This is a genomic window from bacterium (genome assembly GCA_035308905.1).
Classification (GTDB): Bacteria; Sysuimicrobiota; Sysuimicrobiia; order Sysuimicrobiales; family Segetimicrobiaceae; genus DASSJF01.
The window spans coordinates 1-19,809 of the sequence record DATGFS010000061.1; the positions used below are offsets into that span (position 1 = coordinate 1).

Sequence of the window (19,809 nt, forward strand, 5' to 3'; positions counted from 1 at the left end):
GCTGCTCCGCCAATTCATAGCCGAGCGTCTTCTTGCCCTCGGCACGATACGGCTCGCGGAGCGTCGACATATCGAACCAGCCGCGGCGTGCCCCGGCCTTGCGCAGCACCTGGCCCGCGTCGGTGATGAGCCCGTGAATCAGGTAGGTGTGCGCCCCGTACGCCGCGCACTCGGCCTTGTTGGCGTGCGGGGCATCCACCGGCATCACGAGGTAGAGCTCGAGATGCGCGCGGGCGCAGTACGCCGCGGCCGCGGACGCCGCGTTGCCCGCCGACGGCATCGCGATCGTTGTGACGCCGAGCTCCTTGGCCTTGCTGATCGCCGCGGAGAGCCCGCGCGCCTTGAAGGATCCGGTCGGGTTGAGGCCCTCTTCCTTGCAGAGAACGTGGGTGAGCCCCAGCCGGCGGCCGACGCCCGGCATCGGTAGGAGCGGGGTCATCCCCTCGCCGAGGGTCACGATGTTCGCCTCGTCCCGGACGGGCATCAGCTCGTGATAGCGCCACATCGTCGCCGGCCGTTTGGCCAGCGTCGCCCGTGAGAACTCGCCGCGGGCCCGATCGAGATCGTACCGGGCGTAGAGGACCTTTCCGCAGGCCGGACAAACCGTGTGGATCTCATCGGCGGAATACGTCGCGCCGCACGCCGTGCACTCGAGATGGTGCAGAAAATTCATGAAGACCCCCTTCAGCCCAGGTTCTGCCGAGCCGCGGGCGAGCCGGCCCGGCCATGCGTCCAGGTTAATACTTCTCTCGGGGAAACGAAAAGGCCCGCGCGGGGTCGCGCGGGCTGTCAACCGAGCCGTATTATACCATATTCTCCGTCAGGAGGGAAGAGGCAGAATGAATCTATCCAAATGATAGAAATATCAAATTCAGCCGAACATGCTGTGTCGAAAGTCCGGGAGCGTTCGGACCTATGCCGGCTTAGACCGAGGCGTGAGCGATGAACTGAAGCCAGTAGCGCGGGACGGTGCCGTCCGTCAAACGGGCGTCCTGGATCGCGGCGCGGACGGTGCGCTTGAGGGCGTCGGCACCGGCCTCGAGCGGCACGCCGGGAAGCGCGCCTTCGATGAACATCGAGAACTGGCCGATGTCCTCAAGGCTTTCGGGAGACATCTCGACCTTGTGGAGCTCCCAGGACGGCTCGACGAAACCGGCCCCGGACAGCAGCTGCGCGTATTCTTCGGGTGTGCGCCACCGCATCGCGGCCGCGCGGTCGGCGTGCGTATGCGTCACGCTGATGCCGGAATCTTGCAACAGGCGCGCCGCCCGGACCACCCACGACCGCCAGAACCGCTCGGTCCCCGGCACGTAGCATCCTTTGAAATAGGTCGTGTTGAACGCGAGCACGCCGCCCGGCCCAAGCACGGTCCGGATTTCCTGCAGCACCCGCTCCTTGTCGCCGATCAGGTGAATGGCGTTGCAGAACACCACGACGTCCACCTGCGGAACGAGCCGGCTGAGGTTCTCGGCGCTGCCGTGGACGAACCGGACGATGCTCGACGCGATCCGCCGCCGGGCGCGGTGCAGCTCGACGAGCGACGGATCCACGGCGTAGATAATCCCGCGGGTGTGCTCGCGCATGCGGGCCAGCAGCAGCTCGGTGATCGCGCCGGGACCGCAGGCGAGGTCCACGATGCGCGGGCCGAGCGCCGCGACGCGATCGACGAGCCAGCGGTTGACGTCGGTGAAGAACGGATGGCGGGCAAAGCGCCAGAAACCGAAACGGTCTTCCTCTGTTGAGAGGACGTCGGACGCAAACTCGGACGTTACGTGGTGCTCGTCCACAGCCATAATTATAACCGCGTCCCGGAGCGCCGTGCAAGCACGGTCCGGGACGCGGTGGGGACGCTATTCGCCTTCATGCTACCGCGGGGGCTGAGCCTGCGGGCGTCTTGGCTCCGCTCGCCGACTCCGCGGCGAGCAACGATGTAATTCAAGCCGTTAGGCCTGGAGCCAAAACGCACCGGCGCCAGATCAGGCCCGGTGCCCCGGACTGAGCGACTGCACGGGCGCGTTCGTCACCCAAATGGGGTTCCGGAGGTACCGGCTCACCATCGCCCGGATCGGCTCCGGCAGCGTCGACGAGAACAGCACCGTCTGCCGCGTCGACGGCGTGCGCACGAGGATCTGCTCGACGTCCGTCCGCAGACCCATCTTGAGCATCCGGTCCGCGTCGTCCAAGACCAGCATGTGCACGCTGCGCAGGGTCAGCGTCGCCTTGCCGAGGTGTTCGAGCACACGGCTCGGCGTCCCGACGACGATGTGCGGCTTCTCCCGCAGCCGTGTGATCTGCCGCGCGAGCGGCTCGCCCGTCGAGATCGCGACGATGCGCAGCCGCGTGTGCGCCCCAAGCCGGCCGAGGTCGCCCGTGATCTGCCGCACCGCGTCGCGATTGGGCGCCAGGACGAGGCCCTGCACGGCCTTGCTGCGCGGATCGAGCCGCTGCAGCATCGGGATGCCGAACGCCGCCGTCGTGCGCGGCGCGGGATCGGCCTGCGCGACGAGATCCCGTCCGATCGCAAGCGACGGGATCACGCGCGACTGGATCGGCGTGGGGGTCGCCCACCCGAGTTCCTGCAGCGCGCGCTGGATGCGGGGATCCGCCAGCCCGCCGAAACCGTTGGTATGTGTTTCGATGGCCATTCGCACGCCCCTCGAATCAGGTTCTGCGCCGTGCACCCGCAAGCACCTGAACGGGAGATGCCGGGTACACAGGGCACGACCGGAGACAGTCACTCACTCCCGTCGGCCGTTGGAAGATGCGTCGTTGCGTCGCTGGAAGACGCCGGGGTTTGAGTTTGGCTGCGAGGCTATTGTATCATAGCACCGGCCTGACGTTCAACCGAGGCGAGGTGGCGAACACACGTGCGGCCCAAGCCGGGCGAAGCGCCCAGGGACACCACCGCTCGCGATACCGCGGGGGTCGACGCCGACCGCGTGCCGGCGGACCCGCCGGCGGCCGGCATGATATCGAGGCCGCTGCCCGTCTCGCTCGATGTCCGGTCTCCGGCCACGGTCAGGGCCGAGGTACTGGAGACGTTCCCGTACGAATACGCCGGCTCGCCGGCGGTCGTGGATATCGAGACCGACGAGTTCACCGCCGTCTGCCCGTGGTCGGGGCTGCCCGATTTCGGCCGCCTGGTCATCCGCTATCTGCCGAAAGAGCGGGTGCTGGAGCTGCGCTCGCTCAAGTACTATCTGCTCTCGTACCGCAGCGTCGGCATCTTCCAGGAGCACGCCGCCAACCGCATCCTCGACGACCTCGTCCGCGCCTGCGCGCCCGCCTGGATGGAGCTCGAGCTCGATTACCGAATCCGCGGAGGCGTCCACACCGTCGTCCGCACGCGCTGGCCGGCGTCCCCCTCGTGAGCTTCCGCGCGGCGGCCGCGCCCGGCGGCGGGCCGGCGTTCCGCCGTGCGCGGCGCGGGATCGCCTTCCGCGTGGCCGAAGGCGCCGTGATCGCCGCCGCCTACGCGGCCTTGACCGTCTATCTCGCTCCGGTCTCCTACGGACCGTACCAGCTGCGGTTTGCAGAGGTCCTCAAGCCGCTCGTGATCTGGGAGCCGCATCTCATTCCGGCGTTTGTCATCGGCAACTTCCTCGGCAATCTGACGAGCCCGTTCGTCGGTCCGTGGGAGCTGGTGTGGATGCCGTTCGCGAACCTCGTCGGAGGATGGGCGGCGTGGCGCCTCGGCCGGACAAACGCCTACCTCGGCGCGACGGCCTACGCGGTCGTCATTGCGGTCGCCGTGACCGTGATGCTGTCCGCGATCCTCCACGCGTCGGCCCGCGTCTTGTTTCCGCCGCTGCTCGTGAGCGAAGTGTTGCTGATCGTGACCGGCGTCCCGGTGATGCAGCCGGTGCACGCCGCGCTGCGGCGGGTGTTCAAAGCGCCCGGGAGCCGCGCCTAGAACACGTTCGCCGGCCCTATTCGGGCTCGGGCGGCCGGCGCGTGTGCCACGGCGTCGCCCGCTCGTAGGCGCCGCCGATCGCGATCACCGTCTCCTCGTCCATCGGCCGGCCCGCGATCTGAAGGCCCACGGGCAGGCCGTCCGCGCCGAAGCCGCACGGCACCGAAAGCGCCGGCGCGCCGACGAAGTTGAACAGCCGGCTGAACCGGGTGATCACGCCGCGGGTCTCCAGGACTTCTCCCCCGAGATCGATCGTATCCTGGCCGATGCGCGGCGCGACCGCCGGCACGCTCGGCAGCACGAGCGCGTCGAGGCGCCGGAAGAGCTCGCCGTACTCCTCGAGCGCGAGCGCGCGCAGCTTCTGGGCGCGCAGGTACTGCGGCGCGGTGATGAACAGCCCGTGCCGCAGGCGCTCGAGCGTCTCCGGGCCGTAGTCCTGAGGACGCTCCCGCAGCCAGCGCTCGTGCACGCTGGCGGACTCGGCCTGGATGATGGCGAGCTGCGCGGCAAACGTCTCCGGCATGTGCGGCAGCGTGACCGTCTCGAGCCGGAGCCCGAGTCCGCGCAGGACGTCGAGCGCCGCCTCGAACGCGATCCGGACGCCGTGCTCCATCTGGCGGTGGTAGGGATCGTCGAAGATGCCGACGCGCAGGCCGCGCACCTCGGCTCGGACGGCCGCGCGGAAGTCGGGCACGGTGTGGCCGAGCGTCGTCCGGTCGTGCGGATCCGGGCCCGCGATCGCCTGGAGGACGATCGCGGCGTCCTCCACCGTCCGGGTCAACGGCCCGGGGTGATCGAGCGACCACGAAAGCGGAAAGACGCCGTAGGTGCTGACGCGGCCGTAGGACGGTTTGAGTCCGACGACCCCGCAGAGCGCGGCGGGAATGCGGATGCTGCCGCCGGTGTCCGTGCCGATGGACGCGCAGCCGAGCCCGGCCGCGACGGCGGCCCCGCCCCCGCCGCTCGACCCGCCCGGGATCCGGTCGAGCCCCCACGGGTTGCACGTCGGGCCGAAGTACGCGTTGTTGTTGGTGATGCCGTAGGCGAACTCGTGGAGCGCCGCCTTGCCGAGCAGCACCGCGCCGGCCTCCCGCAGCCGGACCGTCACGGTGGCGTCGTGCGCCGGCACGTGGTCGGCCAGCACCCGTGAGCCGCAGGTCGTCCGGATGCCGCGCGTGTCGATCAGATCTTTGAGCGAGACGGGCACGCCGTGGAGCAGTCCGCGGTAGCGCCCCGCAGCGATCTCGCGCGCCGCCTCCGCCGCCTGGGCGCGGGCCAGATCGGCCGTCACCGTGATGAACGCGTTCAGCGCGCGCCAACGGTCGATCTGCGCGAGCGCCGCGTCGGTGAGCGCGAGGGGCGACAGCTCACCCGACCGCAGGCGCTCCGCCAGGCCGGCGATGGTCTCGTACGGAAGGTCGGTCAGCGGCCGTTCTCCATGCTGGGCGCCGCCGCGGGCAGAAGCGGCGGCAGGGCCGGTCTGCGGCCGTCGATCGGCAGCTCGCGCAGCCGGTCGAGATCCGCGTACATTTTCGAGACGGCCGGCGCGAGCCGCTCGAGGGCGTCGGGCGGAATCGAAAGCCCGAGCATCCGGGCCAGCTGTGCGAGACCGGCGGCGTCTACCGACATTCCGGGAACTCCGGGATCGAGCGTGTCGGATCGGTACCGTGCCGGCGCCGCGGGTCCGCGAGGCCGCGGCCCTCGTGCGCCGGCACGCTTGAGGCGCTAGACGCGGGCGCGGGCCTCCGGCCGCTGCACGCGCTTCCATCCGAGGAGCACCGCCAACGAGATGATGACGGCGACGATGATCTCGGGGATGCCGTGGGTCACCGCGACGGTCGCGGCCACCTTGGCCGGCAGGTAGTGCCGTGCAACGCCGAAGCCGAGCACGAGGATCGTGTTTGTCGCCGTGCCGACGATCGCCGCAAGCGTGATGGCCGTGGCCTCGCCGGACCGCCGGAACGACGTGTACGTCCACGCCGCGAAGATCCCGATGAAGATCCGCGGCACGATCGCGACGATCGGATCCTTGAACATCGGGGTCGTGGCATAGAAGAAGCTGTAGAGTCCGAAAATGGTGCCGATGATGGCGCCGACTACCGAGCCTTCCAGGATGCCGCCGATGATCGCCGGCACGTGCATGATCGTGGCGTTGATGCCGGTCGGCATCGGGATGAAGCCGAGACGCGTGGCGCCGAGGAAGATCGCAATCGCGGCGAGCACCGCGGAAATCACGATGCCGCGCGTCGAGAGTCCCCCCTGACCCTGCATCGCTTCGCCTCCCGTGGTCGTCGTGGGCCGCCGGGCCCCGAAGCCGCCCAGCCGGCCCCGCATGAAGCCGCGGGGCACATTCCCCGCCTCCGGCCGTCCTCCTGCCCTGGCCGGCATAGGCCTCCGGCCCCGTCTGCCGCGGACGTGCCGGTTGAGTCCGGCTACACCGAAAACGGCGCCCGCAGCATCGCGACGAGGAACAGCAGCGCCGCCACCGGCACCAGCCAGTCAACGGGGCTCCCCCGCAGCACCATGTAGCTCGTGCGCCCGGCGCCGCCGGTGTACGCCCGCGCCTCCATCGCGACGATCAACTCCTCGCCGCGCCGGAGCGCGAAGGTAAACAGCGGCACGAGGACCGGCAGCATCTGCCGCGTCCGCTCGACGAACTGCCAGCGGCTCCCGCCGATCCGGCCGCCCCGCGACGCCTGCGCCTTCATCAACCGTTCCGCCTCGAGGGCCAGCGTGGGCACGAACCGGATCGCGATGGTGACGACGAGCGCCAGTTCGTGCCCGGGCACGCGAAACCGCCGCAGCGGCCGCAGGAGGCTCTCGATGCCGTGCGTGAGCTCCGTCGTCGTGGTCGTCAGCGTGAACACGCTCGTCACGAACAGCAGCTCCACGAACCGCGCGGCCGAGACGATCACGAGCCGCACCACGGCCGCGGTGACGACGATCCAACCCCAGTGGAAAACGACGGGGCTCGACGGGTCGTAGGCCCTCCCAAAGAACAGCAGCTGCATCACGGCCAGGATCACCAGCACCGGCATCGCGGGAAGGATCCCGCGCAGGGCATAGCTCATCGGGATGCGGCCGAACGCCACGATCCCGAGGCACACCGCGATGAGCAGCGCGTTGCCGGTCAGCGTCGGGGTGAAGCTCACGGCGCCGACCAGCAGAAGCGTCGCGACGATCTTGGCGCGCGGATCCATCCGGTGGAGGTACGAGCCGGTCGGCAGATACTGGCCGATCGTGATGTTGCGGAGGAGCTCGAACTCGCTCACGCGCGCGGCCTCATACGCGGGCGCCGAGCAGCGCCGCCACGGCGTCGCCCGCCTCCTCGACGGTCAGCGCGTCCGGCCGCACCGCCATCCCGAGCGCGCGCAGGCGCTGCACCACCTGCACCGGCTCCGGCGGCGCGAGCCCGAGCGCCGCCAGCCGCGCCGCATCGCCGAACACCTCGCGGGTGGACCCTGCCGCGGCGACGACACCGTCTTGAAGCACGTAGAGACGGTCGGAGAGGCGCGCAACCTCCTCCATGTCATGCGACACCAGCACGAGCGTCAGACCCTCACGGTCGCGCAGGTCCTGGATGCGCCGCCGCAGCTCCGCCCGCGCCCCGGGATCGAGGCCCGAGGTCGGTTCGTCGAGCACCAGCACGCGCGGCCGGATCGCCAGCACGCCGGCGAGCGCGGCCTTCCGCATCTCGCCGCCGCTCAGCGAGAACGTGTAGCGGTCCTTGAAGCGCTCGAACGGGAGGCCGACCGTGTCCATTGCCCAGCGCACGCGGGCACGGATCTCGTCCATCGGAAGGCGCAGCTGCCGCGGTCCGTACGCCACGTCGTCGCCGACGAGCGGCTCGAACATCTGCGTCTCGGGGTCCTGGAACACCAGCCCCACCCGCTGGCGCACGGCCCGCAGATCGGTGCGCGGGCTCGCGAGATCGTGCCCGTCAACGACGACGCGGCCGCGCGCCGGCCGCAGCAGGCCGTTCAGGTACTGGATCAGCGTGGATTTGCCGGATCCGGTCCGGCCGAGGATGCCGACGACTTCGCCCGCCCGCACCTCGACGCTCACGCCGCGAAGGGCCGTATGCTCGAAGGGCGTGCCGGCCATATAGGTGTGCCAGAGGTCCGTGACCTCGATGAGCGGGGAGCCGGCCTGGACTTCGCGGCTGCCGTTCGCCTGCCGGGCGCCGGTCATGACGGCCGGCCGGCGCGGGCGACGACCGCGGCGGTGAGCTCGTCCACCGAGAGCACGTCGATCGGAAACTCCGGCACGTGCGCGCGCACGCGCAGCGCGACGGCGGTCACGGGCGGCAGGTCCAGACCCACGTCGCGGAGCAGGTCCGCGCGCGCGAACACCCGGCGCGGCGGTCCCTCCACCAGCACCGCGCCGCCGGCCAGCGCGATGATCCGATCCGCGCGGGCGGCCTCGTTCATCAGGTGCGTGATCGCCACCACCGCGGTCCCCCGCCGGCGCAGCTCGGCGATGATCGCGGCCACGGCCTGGCGCCCCTCCGGATCGAGCATCGACGTCGCCTCGTCCAGCACGAGACACGCGGGCCGCATCGCCAGCACCGCGGCGATCGCCACCCGCTGCTTCTGTCCGGCGGACAGCAGATGCGGCGGCCGGTCCCGCGCGCCCCACATCCCCACCAACTCGAGCGCCTCGCGCACGCGGACGCGCAGCTCCTCGTGCGGCACGCCGAGGTTCTCCGGACCGAAGGCGACGTCTTCCTCGACGATCGTCGCGACCATCTGGCTCTCCGGATGCTGAAAGACCATACCGACCGTGCCGCGGATCGCACGGGTATGCGCCGGGTCGCGCGTATCCAGACCGGCGACGAGGACGCGGCCGGACGCCGGCCGCAGGAGGGCGTTCAGGTGCCGCGCGAGCGTCGACTTGCCGGAGCCGTTCGGACCGACGATGGCGACGTATTCGCCGGGATCGATCCGCAGCGAGACGCCGCGCAGCACCGGCGGTCCGGCCTGCGCGGCGGCCTCCCTGTCGCGGGGCACGCCGGTGTCGGGTCCCGACCCCGCGGACGCCGCGTACGAAAAATGGATATCTTCGCAGACGATCAGCGGGTCGGCCATTCGCCTCCGAGAAAACGGCAGGCGGCCGCGGCATAGATGCGGCAGGCCTCCGCGATCTCCGCGACTCGGACGAACTCGTCGACCTGATGCGGAATCGTGACGTCGCCGGGCCCGATCGTGACGATCGGCACCCGCGCCCACGCGTGCAGAAACGTGCCGTCGGTGGCGCCCGGCACGCCGGCGAACCTCGGCGGACGGCCCTGCACTCGCCGGCACGCCTCCGCGACGGCCACCGCGACCGGGGTGGACGGGTCGGTCTCGGTCCAGGGACGCTCTTCGATGACCTCGAGTTCCGCGGTGCAGCCGGCCGCGGCGGCGGACTCCGCCGCCGCGGCCGCGAGATCGGCGCAGATCGCCGCGTGCTCCTGCCCCGGAATCGTGCGGATGTCGAGCCCGACCACCGCGTCCGCGTGCATCACGTTGAGCTGCGCCGGCTCCCCCGCGCGCAGCAGCGTCGGCGTTACACTCGGTTCGCCGAGAAAGGCGTGACGCCCGTGGCGCGTGACGTACCGCGCCTCGAGTGAGCCGGCCTCGCGCACGAACGCCGCCGCGGCGGGAATCGGGTTGCGGCCGCTCTTCGGCATCGCGCCGTGGGCCATGCGGCCCCGGAAGCGCGCGAGCGCGCGGATCCCGCCCTTCTGCACAAGACAAATCGCATTCTCTTCCGGCTCGCAGATGATCGCGCCGGCCGCCCCCTCGGCCCAGCCGTTCCGGATGAAGGCCTTGATGCCGGCCATCATCCCCTCTTCGTCGGCCACGACGGCGAGGCGCACGGTACCGGACAACCGGGTACCGGCGTCCCGCAGCGCGCGCACGGCGCCGATCGCCGCCGCCACCCCCGCTTTCATGTCCGCCGAGCCGCGCCCGTACAGCCGGCCGTCGCGAATCTCGGCGCCGAACGGCGGCACGGACCAATCCGCGGCCTCACCCTCCGTCACGACGTCGGTGTGGCCTTCGAAGATGAGGATGGGACCGGCCGAAGAGCCCGCGAGATCGGCGATGACGTTCGGCCGCCCCGGTGCGGCGTCCTCGACGCGAACCACCAGATCGAGGCGGCGCAGCTCGTCGGCCACGAGGGCGGCGGCCTCGGTCTCGTTGCCGCGGGGGTCGCCGGGCCGGTAGACGCTCGGGATGCGCACCAAGCGGCGCGCGAGGTCGAGCGTGTACCCGTCGTCGACGGCCGCCAGCGCGGCGTCCACCGCGGACCCCGCTCCGGATTCGGTCGGCACGGAGGCGCGGGCAGTGCGCCTAGTAGATCTTGGAATCCCGCGCCCGCCCCGTGTAGTCGAAGAACACGCTCTTCAGCTCGGTGTAGAACTCGAGGCCCTCTTCCGCCATCTCGCGGCCGCCGACGCCGCTCCATTTGATCCCGCCGAACGGGATCTGCGCCTCCCCGCCGACGGTCGGCGAGTTCACATGGACCATGCCGACTTCGACGCGATCGACGAAGCGCATGATCGCCGACGCATCGCCCGCGTAGATGGACGACGAGAGGCCGTAGCGCACCCCGTTCGTCACCGCGAGCGCCTCGTCGAGCGACCCGACCGGGATCACCGACAAGACCGGGCCGAAGACCTCCTCCTGCGCGATCCGCGACTGCGGCGGGACGTCGACGAACACCGTGGGCTCGACGAAAAACCCCCGTTCGCACGCGCCCTCGGTCGCCCGGCGGCCGCCGGTGGCGACCCGCAGTCCCTCGCGGCGCGCGCCGTCGATGTACCCGAGCACGCTGTCCAGCTGATGCGCGTCGACGAGCGGGCCCAGGTCGACGTCTTTGTGCAGCCCGTTGCCGAGCCGCATCTTCTTGGCGTAGGCCACGATCCGCTCGGTGAGGCCGGCGACGACATCGCGGTGGGCGATGCACAGGCTGGTCGCGGTGCAGCGCTGCCCGGTGCTGCCGAACGCGCCCGAGGCGATCCCGGTCGCGGCGAGGTCGAGGTCGGCGTCCGGCATCACGACCACCGCGTTCTTGCCGCCCATTTCGCAGGTCACCTTCGCGAGGCGGCGGGCCGCCCGCGCGTACACATCGCTGCCGATCCCGGTCGAGCCGGTGAACGACACCGCGCGAACGTCGGGATGATCGACGAGCGCGTCCCCGACGTCGCCGCCGCTGCCCGGCAAGACTTGGAGGACGTTCTCGGGCAGCCCCGATTCTTGTAAAATCTCCCCGTAGCGCTCCGCGAGCAGCGGCGTGAGGCTGGCGGGCTTGAGAATCACGGCGTTGCCGGCGACGATCGCCGGCGCCGCCTTCCACACCGGCTCGGCCCAGGGAAAGTTCCAGGGGGTAATGACGGCCACGACGCCGAGCGGCTGCCTGAGCGTGAACAGAAGCGTGGACGGCATCTCCGACGGCCGCGTACGGCCCCCCATCCGGAACCCTTCGCCGGCGAACCATTCAAGGAGCACCGCGCCTCGGATGATCTCGCCCCGCGCCTCCGAGACGATCTTGCCCTCCTCGCGGGTCAGCAGCTGCGCGAGCTCGTCGGCGCGCGCGCGGGTCATCGCCGCGGCGCGCGCGAGCACGCGGCCGCGCTCGGGCGCCGGCACGTCGCGCCACTTCTCGAACGCGGCTTTGGCCCGCGCGACCGCGGGCTCCACGTCGGCGGCCGTCGCCTGGCGAACTTCGGCGATCACGTCGGTGGTGTCCGCCGGATTGACGTCGACTACCACGCGGGTACTGGCTGCGCGGTGGGCGCTGGACGTGCTCATCGAGTCTGCCCTCCCGGGGTGCCGGCCGGCTTTGATCCCATGGTCGCCGGCCGGCTCGCCGGCCGGCGCCGTCGTGTCGTGGGCCGGCACACAATGCGGCGAGGTCATTCGTTCGCGCTTCGCAGGAGCGGACTCCTGCACGCGGAAGACCGTCATGCCGCGCACGCGACCGGGAAGCACCGCCGCGCTGCGCGCGTTGCGCGTGTTGGGAGACGGTACTTCGAGGTAGGAGCCGCGGAATGCAGGGACAGCCGCTCGACGAAGCCCGCTCGGACGGGTTCGCCACGCCGCCGCCGCGTGCGGTGGCGTGCCCGATCGTCGACATACATACGCACATGACCGAGCCGGCGACGAACCACGAGCTCGTCGAGGCCGCCCGTCGCTACGGCGTCACACGCCTGGGCGCCATCACGTCGCTCGAGGAGGGTCTGGCACTGGGGCGGCGCTATCCCGGCGAGATCGAGATCGTGGCCCGTCCTCCCCTCGTCCCGTCCGCCAAGGCGGCGCCGCGGGACCACCGGCCTCCGGAAGCACGGGCGCTCGAGATGATTCCTCGGGCCGCCGCGAACGGTGTGCGTATCATCAAGTTCTGGTTCGCCCCGCGCATCCGCGACCGGCTGGACTTTCTCTTCGATTCTCCGAGGCTGGACCCCGTCTTCGACGCGATCGCCGCGCACGGCCTCGGCATTCTCGTGCACGTCAGCGACCCCGACCGGTGGTTCGAGCGGAAGTACGATCCGGCCAAGTACGGCACGAAGGCCGACCAATATCCGATGCTGGAGCACCGGCTCCGGCAGTATCCCACCGTCCCGTTTCTGGCGGCGCACATGGGCGGCGATCCCGAGCACCTCGACCACCTCGCCGGCCTCCTGACGCGCTACCCCAACCTCTACCTCGACACGAGCGCGACCAAGTGGATCGTGCGGGAGCTGGGGCGGCAGCGCGAGGCGGCGCGTGTGTTCTTGCGGCGTTGGGCGGACCGGATCTGCTTCGGCACCGACCAGGTCGTGCTCAAGGACTCGGACCCGGTCCGCTACCTCGTGCGCTACTGGGTCCACCAGATGTTCTGGGAAACCGATCTCGTCTGTCCGTCGCCGATTCCGGACCCGGACGCGGACAGAACGCCGATGCTGCGCGGCCTCGATCTTCCGGGGGACGTGCTCGAGCAGATCTATTGGAAAACGGCCGGGCGGGCGTTCGCGATCGACGCCCGCCCGGCCGCACATGCCGCCGCCGACCCCACACAGGGGGCCGGCGGCGGATGAGCTATCGTCTGTGGACCATTAACGGATGATCAGGTGTCCGGTGGCCCACAGCGCCAAGCCGACCAGCAACAGCAACCCGGCCAGCAGCATCGTTTCCACCTCCTGTTCATCCCGTATTGTGTAGCTCACGAGAATATTCCCCGGAAAGGCCTGCTCAAAACATCGTCGTCCGTTGGGCGCCGCTCAGTTCCCCGTTTCCCGGTACATCCCGGTGTCGCACATCGATGCAGAGACGACGCAGAACGACCGGCGGTCGGACCCGGCGGTATCGTAGCACTGCGCGAGGGCCTGAGACTCCGCCGTTTTCTTGTCGCCGCCGATCGCCCATCCCACGCCCGGAGTTCCCTTCTGCGGGTCCATCGCGACGGCGGCGCACTGCTGATGGATCGTCTGCACCACCTGGCAAACCTTACGGGCGTCGCCCGACGCGCCCTTCGCGGTTCTGCAGAGATCCAGCGCCTGGTCGGACGCCTGGTTCGCATTTGCCACGTTGCTCACAATGCCGAAGGCAAAACCGTGATTGGACACGTCGTCGGGGCGTCCGATCGCAAGGGCGCCGTCGGCGCTCGCCGTCACCGGCCACACCGCCGCGGCCGCGCACGCGACCGCCACGACGGTCGCAGCGATCATCATCGGCGCCCCGGCTCGGCCAAAACGCATCTGTCGCATTCACCGCCACCTCCATGAGTATCCACGCGTCGCCGCGGGCTGCCCCGCCGGGGCTGCGCGCCGCGTCGACCCGGCCTTGTTGTCTGTGTACCCCGTTTATGCGGCGGAAAACGATCGCCGGCGCCCGTGGGACGCCGGCGTTGACTTCGCGGCGGCCGGCCGCTCAGGCGATGGCCTTCTCGACGTCCTCCCGGGTCAGCGTCTCGCCGAGCTCGCCGGACCAGCGCAGAATGGCTTCAATCACGTCCTCGCGCGACATGCCGAGGGTCGACGTCATTTCCTGGACGCACATCTCCACGACGTATTCCAGGCGGCCGCTCCACCCCGCGTCTTTCGCCTCGGCGACCAGCGACACAATCACACCGGCAAGCAGCGGCTCCGCCCACTCCCGGCGCGCGGACTGGGCCTCAGTCGACACAGCGGCCCCCGTCCTCGATCCCGACTGGTTGTCCACACTCCACCTCCACAGCGGCTTGCTCCATGCGTCGCACCCGTCAGCCCGCCCGCGCGCTTTGCAAGGACGGCAGCACGGCCTGGAGCAGCAGCACGGCGCCCGCGGCGCCGGCGACGATCCCACCGTACCACAAGGGCGTCCGGCGGATGATCGCGGCGACGGAACACAGCACAATCCCGGCCTGGAAGAACGCCACCGCGCTGCCGAGCCGCTCGTGGAGCGAATCGTAACGCTCCGCGATATGGCGCGCGTCGTCGCGGCGTTGCTCCAGCGCTTGCGCGTCTTTGCTGATCTTGCGCTGGGCCGCGGCGTAGCGCGCCGCCTCGCGATCGTAGCGGGCGGCGAGCGCGGCCCCTGCGGACGCGCCGCCGAGGCGCAGCGCGTCGCGCTGGACTTCGAACACGTGTCGCTTGATGCCCTCGGCCTGATAGAACGACCATTGATCGGAGGCCTGGCTCTGCAGCACCGCGGCCTCGGTCAGGCTGGCCAGCGAGTCGTGGACCGCCTTGCCGCCGGCGTAACTGGCGTACGCGGCGAGCATCGCCAGCACCGCGGTCGTGATGGCGACGGCCGGAATGAGCCAGTGCGGCTGGCCCTCCGCCGGCTCGATTTTTGATTCGACCTCGAACCGCTCTTCCACCGCGCCTCCCCAACGCCACGGAACACCGCCGCGGCGGATGCCGGTGACGGCGGTCACGAATGGGTGGTTTTCTGGACGGCGCGCGCCCAGTCCTGCGCAGGCGCGGCGGGGCGGCGTGTGAAACGGAGACGGCCGGCGCGCCCTCAGGCGCGCCGGCCGTCTCTGTCGCGTCCTTCCACGGGCGCGGCTTCAGCCGGCCCGCGCGTTCGCTAACTCGGCGGGGAATACGTCCCGCGCGACGTGACCGGGTGGCGGTGCAGCAGGGACGCCGCCGCGTAGCTGATCGCGCCCCACAAACGGCCGAGCAGTCCCGTCCGCTCGACGGCCGAGGCGGCGAGCAGCGGAACCGACTGCACGACCTGGCCGTTGCGCCGCAGCGTCAGCATCCCAACCTGCTGGCCGCGTTCGACCGGAGCAAACGGCCGCGCGGTGATTTGTTCCGTCACCTCGAACTCGCCGCGCGACCCGCGCGGCACCAGCACCGTCACCGGCCGCGCCGGCTGCAGCGGCACCGCGTGGAGGCTGCCGCCGTACACCCGGAGCGAGGCCGGCACGACGGTCTGCCAGGGCACGGCGACGACCGTGTAGTGCGCGAAACCGGTGGTCAGCATGCCCTCGGCGAGCGCGGTGCGGCGCGGCACGGTGGGCGCACCGAGCACGACCGCGACCAGCCGGAGGTCGCCGACGCGGGCCGTCGCGACGATGCTGTAGCCGGACTCTTCCGTGTGTCCGGTCTTCAGCCCGTCCACGCGCGGATCGCGAAAGACCAGGTTGTTCCAGTTCGCCTGGCGGATGCCGCCGTACGATTCGTACTGCGGGCTGCTGTACCGGGTCGCCTCCGGAAACTCGAGCAGGATCTGCCGTGCCAGCACCGCCATGTCCGAGGCGCTCACATGCTCCCCGGGCGCCGGCAGTCCATGCGGCGTCACGAAATGCGTATCGTGCATCCCGAGCCGCGCGGCCGTCGCGTTCATTTCCTCCACGAACCGCTCCGCCGAGCCGCCCACCGTCTCGGCGAGCGCCTCCGCCGCGTCATTGCCTGAGGAGACCATCAATCCCTCGAGCAGCTGCCTGACCGTCACCGTGTCGCCCACGTTGAGAAACATCCGGCTGCTGCCCGGCACGCGGCCGATGCGCCACGCCTCGGTACTGACGGTCACGTTGGAGTCGGGGGTGAGCCGCCCCGCCCGCATCGCCTGCAGCGTGAGGTAGAGCGTCATCAGCTTGTCGAGGCTCGCCGGCTGGTGCTGCACGTGGGGATTCGTGCTCTCGAGCACCTCCCCCGTGCTCACCTCCATGAGCACACCGGCGGCGGCCGGCAGGGCCGCGCGCGCGCCGGGCGCCGCCGGCGCGTGCGGCCGCGGGGCGGCCTCGACCCGCGCGCCGGCAACACCGGCCCACGGCTGAAGCAGCACCACCGCGCAGAGGACAAGGACCGCGAGCCGGCGGGCCGGGCGGGGCATCGGACGCACCATCAGGCCGCCGACACTTGGAGAATTGTCCGCAGCCCGTCGCCGCGATCCAGCACGTCCACCGCCTCGTTCACCCGCTCGAGCGGAAACGACGCGGTCACCAGTTCATCCAGCATGAGCTGCCTCCCGTAGTACAGCCGGAGCAGTCTCGGGATGTCGTCCCGCAGGCGCGAGGATCCATAGAAGCAGCCCCGGAGCTGTTTCTCATTGAGAATAAACGAAGTCCCGGCCACGGCGAGTTCCGCCTTGGCGGAGGGGATGCCGACCGCCACCGCGACCCCGCCGCGCGCCACCGCGTCGACGGCCTGCCGCACCGTCTCGGGGCGGCCGATCACCTCAAACGCGTAGTCGGCGCCGCCGCCGGTGAGGTCCCGGACCGCGGCCACGGCGTCGTCGCGCTTGCCGTTGACGACGTGCGTGGCGCCGAACTGCCGCGCGGCTTCGAGGCGGTGGTCCAGAAGGTCGACCCCGATGATCGTCGTGGCGCCGGCGATGCGGGCGCCCTGCACGACGTTCAGGCCCACGCCGCCGAGCCCGATCACAACCACGCTCGAGCCGGGAGTGACTCTGGCGGTGTTGATGACCGCCCCGACCCCGGTCGTGACGGCGCACCCGAGCAGCGCCGCGACGGACAGCGGGAGATCGCGGTCGATGCGCAGCACGCCCGCTTCCGGCACCACGGCCTGCTCCGCCCACGACGAGACGCACGTGAAGTGGTTGAGCTCTTCGCCGCGCGCCCGCAACCGCGTCGTGCCGTCGGGCATCCGCCCGCGAACACGGTAGCGCATCTCACAGAGATGAGGCCGGCCGCTGTCGCAGTAACGGCACGCCCCGCACGCGGGCGCGAAGAGCAGGACGACGTGATCGCCCGGCCGCACCGACTCTACGCCGGCGCCGACGGATGCGATGACGCCCGAGGCCTCGTGCCCGAGTACCACGGGCAGCGGCATCGTGAGGTCGCCCTTGATGTAGTGGAGGTCGCTGTGGCAGACGCCGGTCGCGACGATGCGGACGAGCACTTCCCCGGGACGCGGCGGTTCCAGATCGACGTCTTCGACAACCAGAGGCTTGCCGACTTCATAGAAGACCGCGGCGCGCACGGGCGAGAGCCTCCCCTCGCAGAAATGAGCGGAGCCCTTCCCTTCGCCCGGCGGCGAATCCTCCCGCATGCCGGACACACACGCGGCCCCCGGACAACGCCGCCGCGCCGCGGGCGTTCGCCGGCGCGCCGATTCCGATCAGCGCGCAGCCGCGGTGCGCTCACGCTCGAGCAGCGCCCGCTTCCGCGCGAGACCCAAGCGGTAGCCGCCGAGATCGCCGTTGTTGCGGATGACACGGTGGCACGGTATTACCAGCGGCACCGGGTTGGCGGCGCACGCCTGGGCGACGGCACGAACGGCCGAGGGCCGGCCGATCGCGCGTGCCACGTCGCTGTACGAGCGCGTAGTGCCGTACGGAATCGCCCGCAGCGCATCCCACACGCGTCCCTGGAACGCCGTCGCGCGGATGTCGAGCGGCAGGTCGAGGTGCATCTCCCGGCCGTCGAGATACCCGAGGATCGATCGCACCGCGGGCGCCAGCGCCCGGCTGTCGCGCACGAGGCGCGCCGCGGGGTATTCCGCCCGCAGCGCCGCCGCGTGACGCGTGTCGCTGTCCCCGAGCGACACCGCGCACACACCGCGGTCCGTCCGGCCGACGAGCAGGCGTCCAAGCGGAGTCGCCACCGTCGTATACCGGATCGTCGCGCCGGCGCCGCCGCGCCGGTATGCCGCGGGCGTCATCCCGAGGCGCCGCGCGGCCCGCTCGTACAGGCGGCTGCTCGATCCGTACCCGGCGTCGTAGAGCGCGGTCGTCACCGCCGCCTGCGCCCGCAGCCGAGCCTTGACGAGGTCGAGACGGCACGCATCGACGTAGCGCTTCGGCGAGAGGCCGAGCACGCGCGCAAACGCGCAGCGGACCTGCTGCGGACCGCACCCGAGCGCGGCGCCGAGCCGCTCGAGACTCAGCGGTTCGTCGAGGTGGGTCTCGATGAACCGGCAGGCGCGCTGCGCGAGCGCGGCCGTCTCATCGCGGCCGGCCGGAGCGTCGGGACGGCAGCGCCGGCAGGGCCGGTACCCTGCCCGGGCCGCCTGGGCGGGTTCACGAAAGAATCGCACGCGGTCGCGCTGCGGCCGCCGCGCGGGACACGACGGCCGGCAGTACACTCCGGTCGAGCGCACCGCAAACACGAACGTGCCGTCGGCGGCGGCGTCGCGCGCCAGCACGGCGCGCCAGCGCTGTTCGTCGCCCGGACCGCCGCCGCTCCCGTTATGCGTCTGGACCCGATCCGCCCGTATCGCCACCCCGGCCTCCTGCTTCGCGGCCTCCTGCACGTTCAGCATACCATCACCCCCGGCGTTGTCGCACCGATCGTACGTCCCCGCCTCGGGGGCCGCTATCCGATTTGTCGCGGCAAATCACGGGCGCAGGAAGGCAGGGTCCGGGCCCGGACGGCGCCGAAAATGCATCCCGTCATCCGTCGAACCCGTCCTTGGTTCACAACGCCGTCCTCCCGAAGGTGCGATCCGGTTATGTCGATCGTCCGCACCGCGCTTGCCGCCGTCCAAATTCTTGCCGCCACCGCACTGCCGCCCGCCGGGGTCCGCGCGGACGCGCCGGACGTGCGCGACGCGGGCGAATCCTACCGGACGGTGCACGACATCAACAACCGGTTCACGATCGAGGTGCCGGCGGCATGGAAGGTGACCACGTCACGCGGGGACCCCGCGCTGTCGGCGCTGGCGTCATCGATCGACGGCAGCCTCCCGGCGAGTCTGGTCGTTATCGTCCGCGACCTCCCCGTGGCGATCACGGCCGAGACCTGCGTCTCCGAAGCGCAGTATGTGATGCGGCGCGCCATTCAACGCTATGCGAGCGTGGCGGTCGGCCCCGACCGGATCGGATCCCTGCCGGCATGGTCTCACGCGTATATTTGGACCACCAAGACCGGCGAGGAGCGGCGCAGCATCCAAACCTGCGTCACCGTGGGCCGGCGGGCGTTCCTCGCCATCGGGACGACGGCCAACCGGCCCGCGCGCGTGCGCGACGACATGCCGGCGCTGACCCGCGCGATACAAAGCCTTCACCCGGCCGCGATTCCGTCCGAACCGGACCCGATCCACGGCGGGCATAATATGAGCCGCGGCGTCGTCCGCCGCGGCTCGATGTAACGAGGACCCCGCCCGGCCGATCAGTGCGGGTGCGTCGCGTCCCACTGCAGGGCCGCGGCGATATCGGCGCGGGCGCGCTGCATCGACTCGATCGCGCGAATCCGGAGACCGCCGTAGTCCGCCTGGTCGTGCTGCAGCTGATCGATCAATCCCTCGAGCGCGCTCCGGACGTGGACGAGGTTGCGGGCGCTGCCGAATTCACTCCGTGTCGGCGGGACCTGCGCCATCGCGGCGCCTGCCGCCACCACGGTCGCGGCCATCCCGGCTGCTCCGGCGAGAAACGTCTTGCGGGTCATGATCGCGTCACCTCCGATGTACTTCCCGAGCCGCCTGCTGTATCGCATATAGCGCCCGACGGGGGCGCCAAGTTCCCAGCAGGCGTGGGATATCG

At 70.8% G+C, this 19,809-nt stretch carries 22 protein-coding genes; 4 read left to right on the forward strand and 18 right to left on the reverse strand.

What is annotated here, in order from left to right; all coding sequences use genetic code 11:
- The 3 genes from VKT83_16835 to VKT83_16845 all read right to left on the reverse strand — a co-directional run.
- Positions 1-673: threonine synthase (locus tag VKT83_16835; GenBank protein ID HLY24132.1), on the reverse strand; the 673-nt coding region annotated here is incomplete at its 3' end.
- Between the two features lie 250 nt (positions 674-923).
- A complete protein-coding gene (locus tag VKT83_16840; GenBank protein HLY24133.1) occupies positions 924-1,793 on the reverse strand; it encodes a methyltransferase domain-containing protein in 870 nt (289 codons plus the stop codon).
- 183 nt (positions 1,794-1,976) lie between these two features.
- Positions 1,977-2,645, reverse strand: a complete 669-nt coding sequence (locus VKT83_16845; protein ID HLY24134.1) for a DEAD/DEAH box helicase — start codon at positions 2,643-2,645, stop codon at positions 1,977-1,979.
- Between the two features lie 321 nt (positions 2,646-2,966).
- Between VKT83_16845 and queF the strand changes: the two genes are divergently transcribed.
- Both queF and VKT83_16855 read left to right on the forward strand, forming a co-directional pair.
- On the forward strand, positions 2,967-3,371 hold the full coding sequence (queF, locus tag VKT83_16850) for a preQ(1) synthase (GenBank protein ID HLY24135.1): 405 nt from the start codon (positions 2,967-2,969) through the stop codon (positions 3,369-3,371).
- A complete protein-coding gene (locus VKT83_16855; GenBank protein ID HLY24136.1) occupies positions 3,368-3,913 on the forward strand; it encodes a QueT transporter family protein in 546 nt (181 codons plus the stop codon). The genes queF and VKT83_16855 overlap by 4 nt, the downstream gene beginning before the upstream one ends.
- Before the next feature lie 16 nt (positions 3,914-3,929).
- On the opposite strand, the gene VKT83_16860 is transcribed toward VKT83_16855, so the two are convergent.
- The 8 genes from VKT83_16860 to VKT83_16895 all read right to left on the reverse strand — a co-directional run bounded on the left by VKT83_16860 (position 3,930) and on the right by VKT83_16895 (position 11,709).
- Entirely contained in the window at positions 3,930-5,339 is a 1,410-nt protein-coding gene (locus VKT83_16860) for an amidase (protein HLY24137.1), read from the reverse strand.
- Positions 5,336-5,542: a hypothetical protein gene (locus VKT83_16865; protein ID HLY24138.1), complete on the reverse strand. Its 207-nt coding sequence runs from the start codon at positions 5,540-5,542 to the stop codon at positions 5,336-5,338. The genes VKT83_16860 and VKT83_16865 overlap by 4 nt, the downstream gene beginning before the upstream one ends.
- 96 nt (positions 5,543-5,638) lie before the next feature.
- Complete coding sequence (locus VKT83_16870) at positions 5,639-6,184, reverse strand: ECF transporter S component (protein ID HLY24139.1); 546 nt, start codon at positions 6,182-6,184, stop codon at positions 5,639-5,641.
- Between the two features lie 161 nt (positions 6,185-6,345).
- On the reverse strand, positions 6,346-7,185 hold the full coding sequence (locus VKT83_16875) for an energy-coupling factor transporter transmembrane component T (GenBank protein HLY24140.1): 840 nt from the start codon (positions 7,183-7,185) through the stop codon (positions 6,346-6,348).
- A gap of 10 nt (positions 7,186-7,195) precedes the next feature.
- A complete protein-coding gene (locus VKT83_16880) occupies positions 7,196-8,104 on the reverse strand; it encodes an ATP-binding cassette domain-containing protein (protein HLY24141.1) in 909 nt (302 codons plus the stop codon).
- The gene (locus VKT83_16885; protein ID HLY24142.1) at positions 8,101-9,000 is read right to left on the reverse strand and encodes an energy-coupling factor transporter ATPase; all 900 of its coding nucleotides are present in this window, start codon (positions 8,998-9,000) and stop codon (positions 8,101-8,103) included. Before VKT83_16885 ends, VKT83_16880 begins: the two co-directional genes overlap by 4 nt.
- The gene (locus VKT83_16890) at positions 8,985-10,199 is read right to left on the reverse strand and encodes an ArgE/DapE family deacylase (protein HLY24143.1); all 1,215 of its coding nucleotides are present in this window, start codon (positions 10,197-10,199) and stop codon (positions 8,985-8,987) included. Before VKT83_16890 ends, VKT83_16885 begins: the two co-directional genes overlap by 16 nt.
- 49 nt (positions 10,200-10,248) lie before the next feature.
- Entirely contained in the window at positions 10,249-11,709 is a 1,461-nt protein-coding gene (locus VKT83_16895; GenBank protein ID HLY24144.1) for an aldehyde dehydrogenase family protein, read from the reverse strand.
- 239 nt (positions 11,710-11,948) lie between these two features.
- Between VKT83_16895 and VKT83_16900 the strand changes: the two genes are divergently transcribed.
- The gene (locus VKT83_16900) at positions 11,949-12,974 is read left to right on the forward strand and encodes a hypothetical protein (protein ID HLY24145.1); all 1,026 of its coding nucleotides are present in this window, start codon (positions 11,949-11,951) and stop codon (positions 12,972-12,974) included.
- Between the two features lie 183 nt (positions 12,975-13,157).
- On the opposite strand, the gene VKT83_16905 is transcribed toward VKT83_16900, so the two are convergent.
- From VKT83_16905 to ada, 6 genes are all read right to left on the reverse strand, one after another.
- Complete coding sequence (locus tag VKT83_16905) at positions 13,158-13,643, reverse strand: DUF4189 domain-containing protein (protein HLY24146.1); 486 nt, start codon at positions 13,641-13,643, stop codon at positions 13,158-13,160.
- Between the two features lie 163 nt (positions 13,644-13,806).
- Positions 13,807-14,061 carry a hypothetical protein gene (locus VKT83_16910; GenBank protein ID HLY24147.1) on the reverse strand — a complete coding sequence of 85 codons (255 nt, stop codon included), beginning with the start codon at positions 14,059-14,061 and terminating at the stop codon, positions 13,807-13,809.
- Between the two features lie 76 nt (positions 14,062-14,137).
- A complete protein-coding gene (locus tag VKT83_16915) occupies positions 14,138-14,794 on the reverse strand; it encodes a DUF4337 domain-containing protein (GenBank protein HLY24148.1) in 657 nt (218 codons plus the stop codon).
- Positions 14,795-14,946: 152 nt separating this feature from the next.
- Positions 14,947-16,200 (reverse strand): D-alanyl-D-alanine carboxypeptidase family protein, encoded by a 1,254-nt coding sequence (locus tag VKT83_16920; protein HLY24149.1) that lies wholly within the window; start codon positions 16,198-16,200, stop codon positions 14,947-14,949.
- A gap of 11 nt (positions 16,201-16,211) precedes the next feature.
- Positions 16,212-17,309 (reverse strand): Zn-dependent alcohol dehydrogenase, encoded by a 1,098-nt coding sequence (locus VKT83_16925; protein ID HLY24150.1) that lies wholly within the window; start codon positions 17,307-17,309, stop codon positions 16,212-16,214.
- A gap of 138 nt (positions 17,310-17,447) precedes the next feature.
- Positions 17,448-18,590: a bifunctional DNA-binding transcriptional regulator/O6-methylguanine-DNA methyltransferase Ada gene (gene ada / locus VKT83_16930; GenBank protein ID HLY24151.1), complete on the reverse strand. Its 1,143-nt coding sequence runs from the start codon at positions 18,588-18,590 to the stop codon at positions 17,448-17,450.
- A 189-nt stretch (positions 18,591-18,779) separates the two neighbouring features.
- On the opposite strand from ada, the gene VKT83_16935 reads away from it, so the two are divergent.
- Positions 18,780-19,418, forward strand: a complete 639-nt coding sequence (locus VKT83_16935; GenBank protein HLY24152.1) for a hypothetical protein — start codon at positions 18,780-18,782, stop codon at positions 19,416-19,418.
- A 20-nt stretch (positions 19,419-19,438) separates the two neighbouring features.
- Here the strand turns inward: VKT83_16935 and VKT83_16940 are convergent, their stop codons facing one another.
- A complete protein-coding gene (locus tag VKT83_16940; protein HLY24153.1) occupies positions 19,439-19,714 on the reverse strand; it encodes a hypothetical protein in 276 nt (91 codons plus the stop codon).
- Between the last annotated feature and the right edge of the window lie 95 nt (positions 19,715-19,809).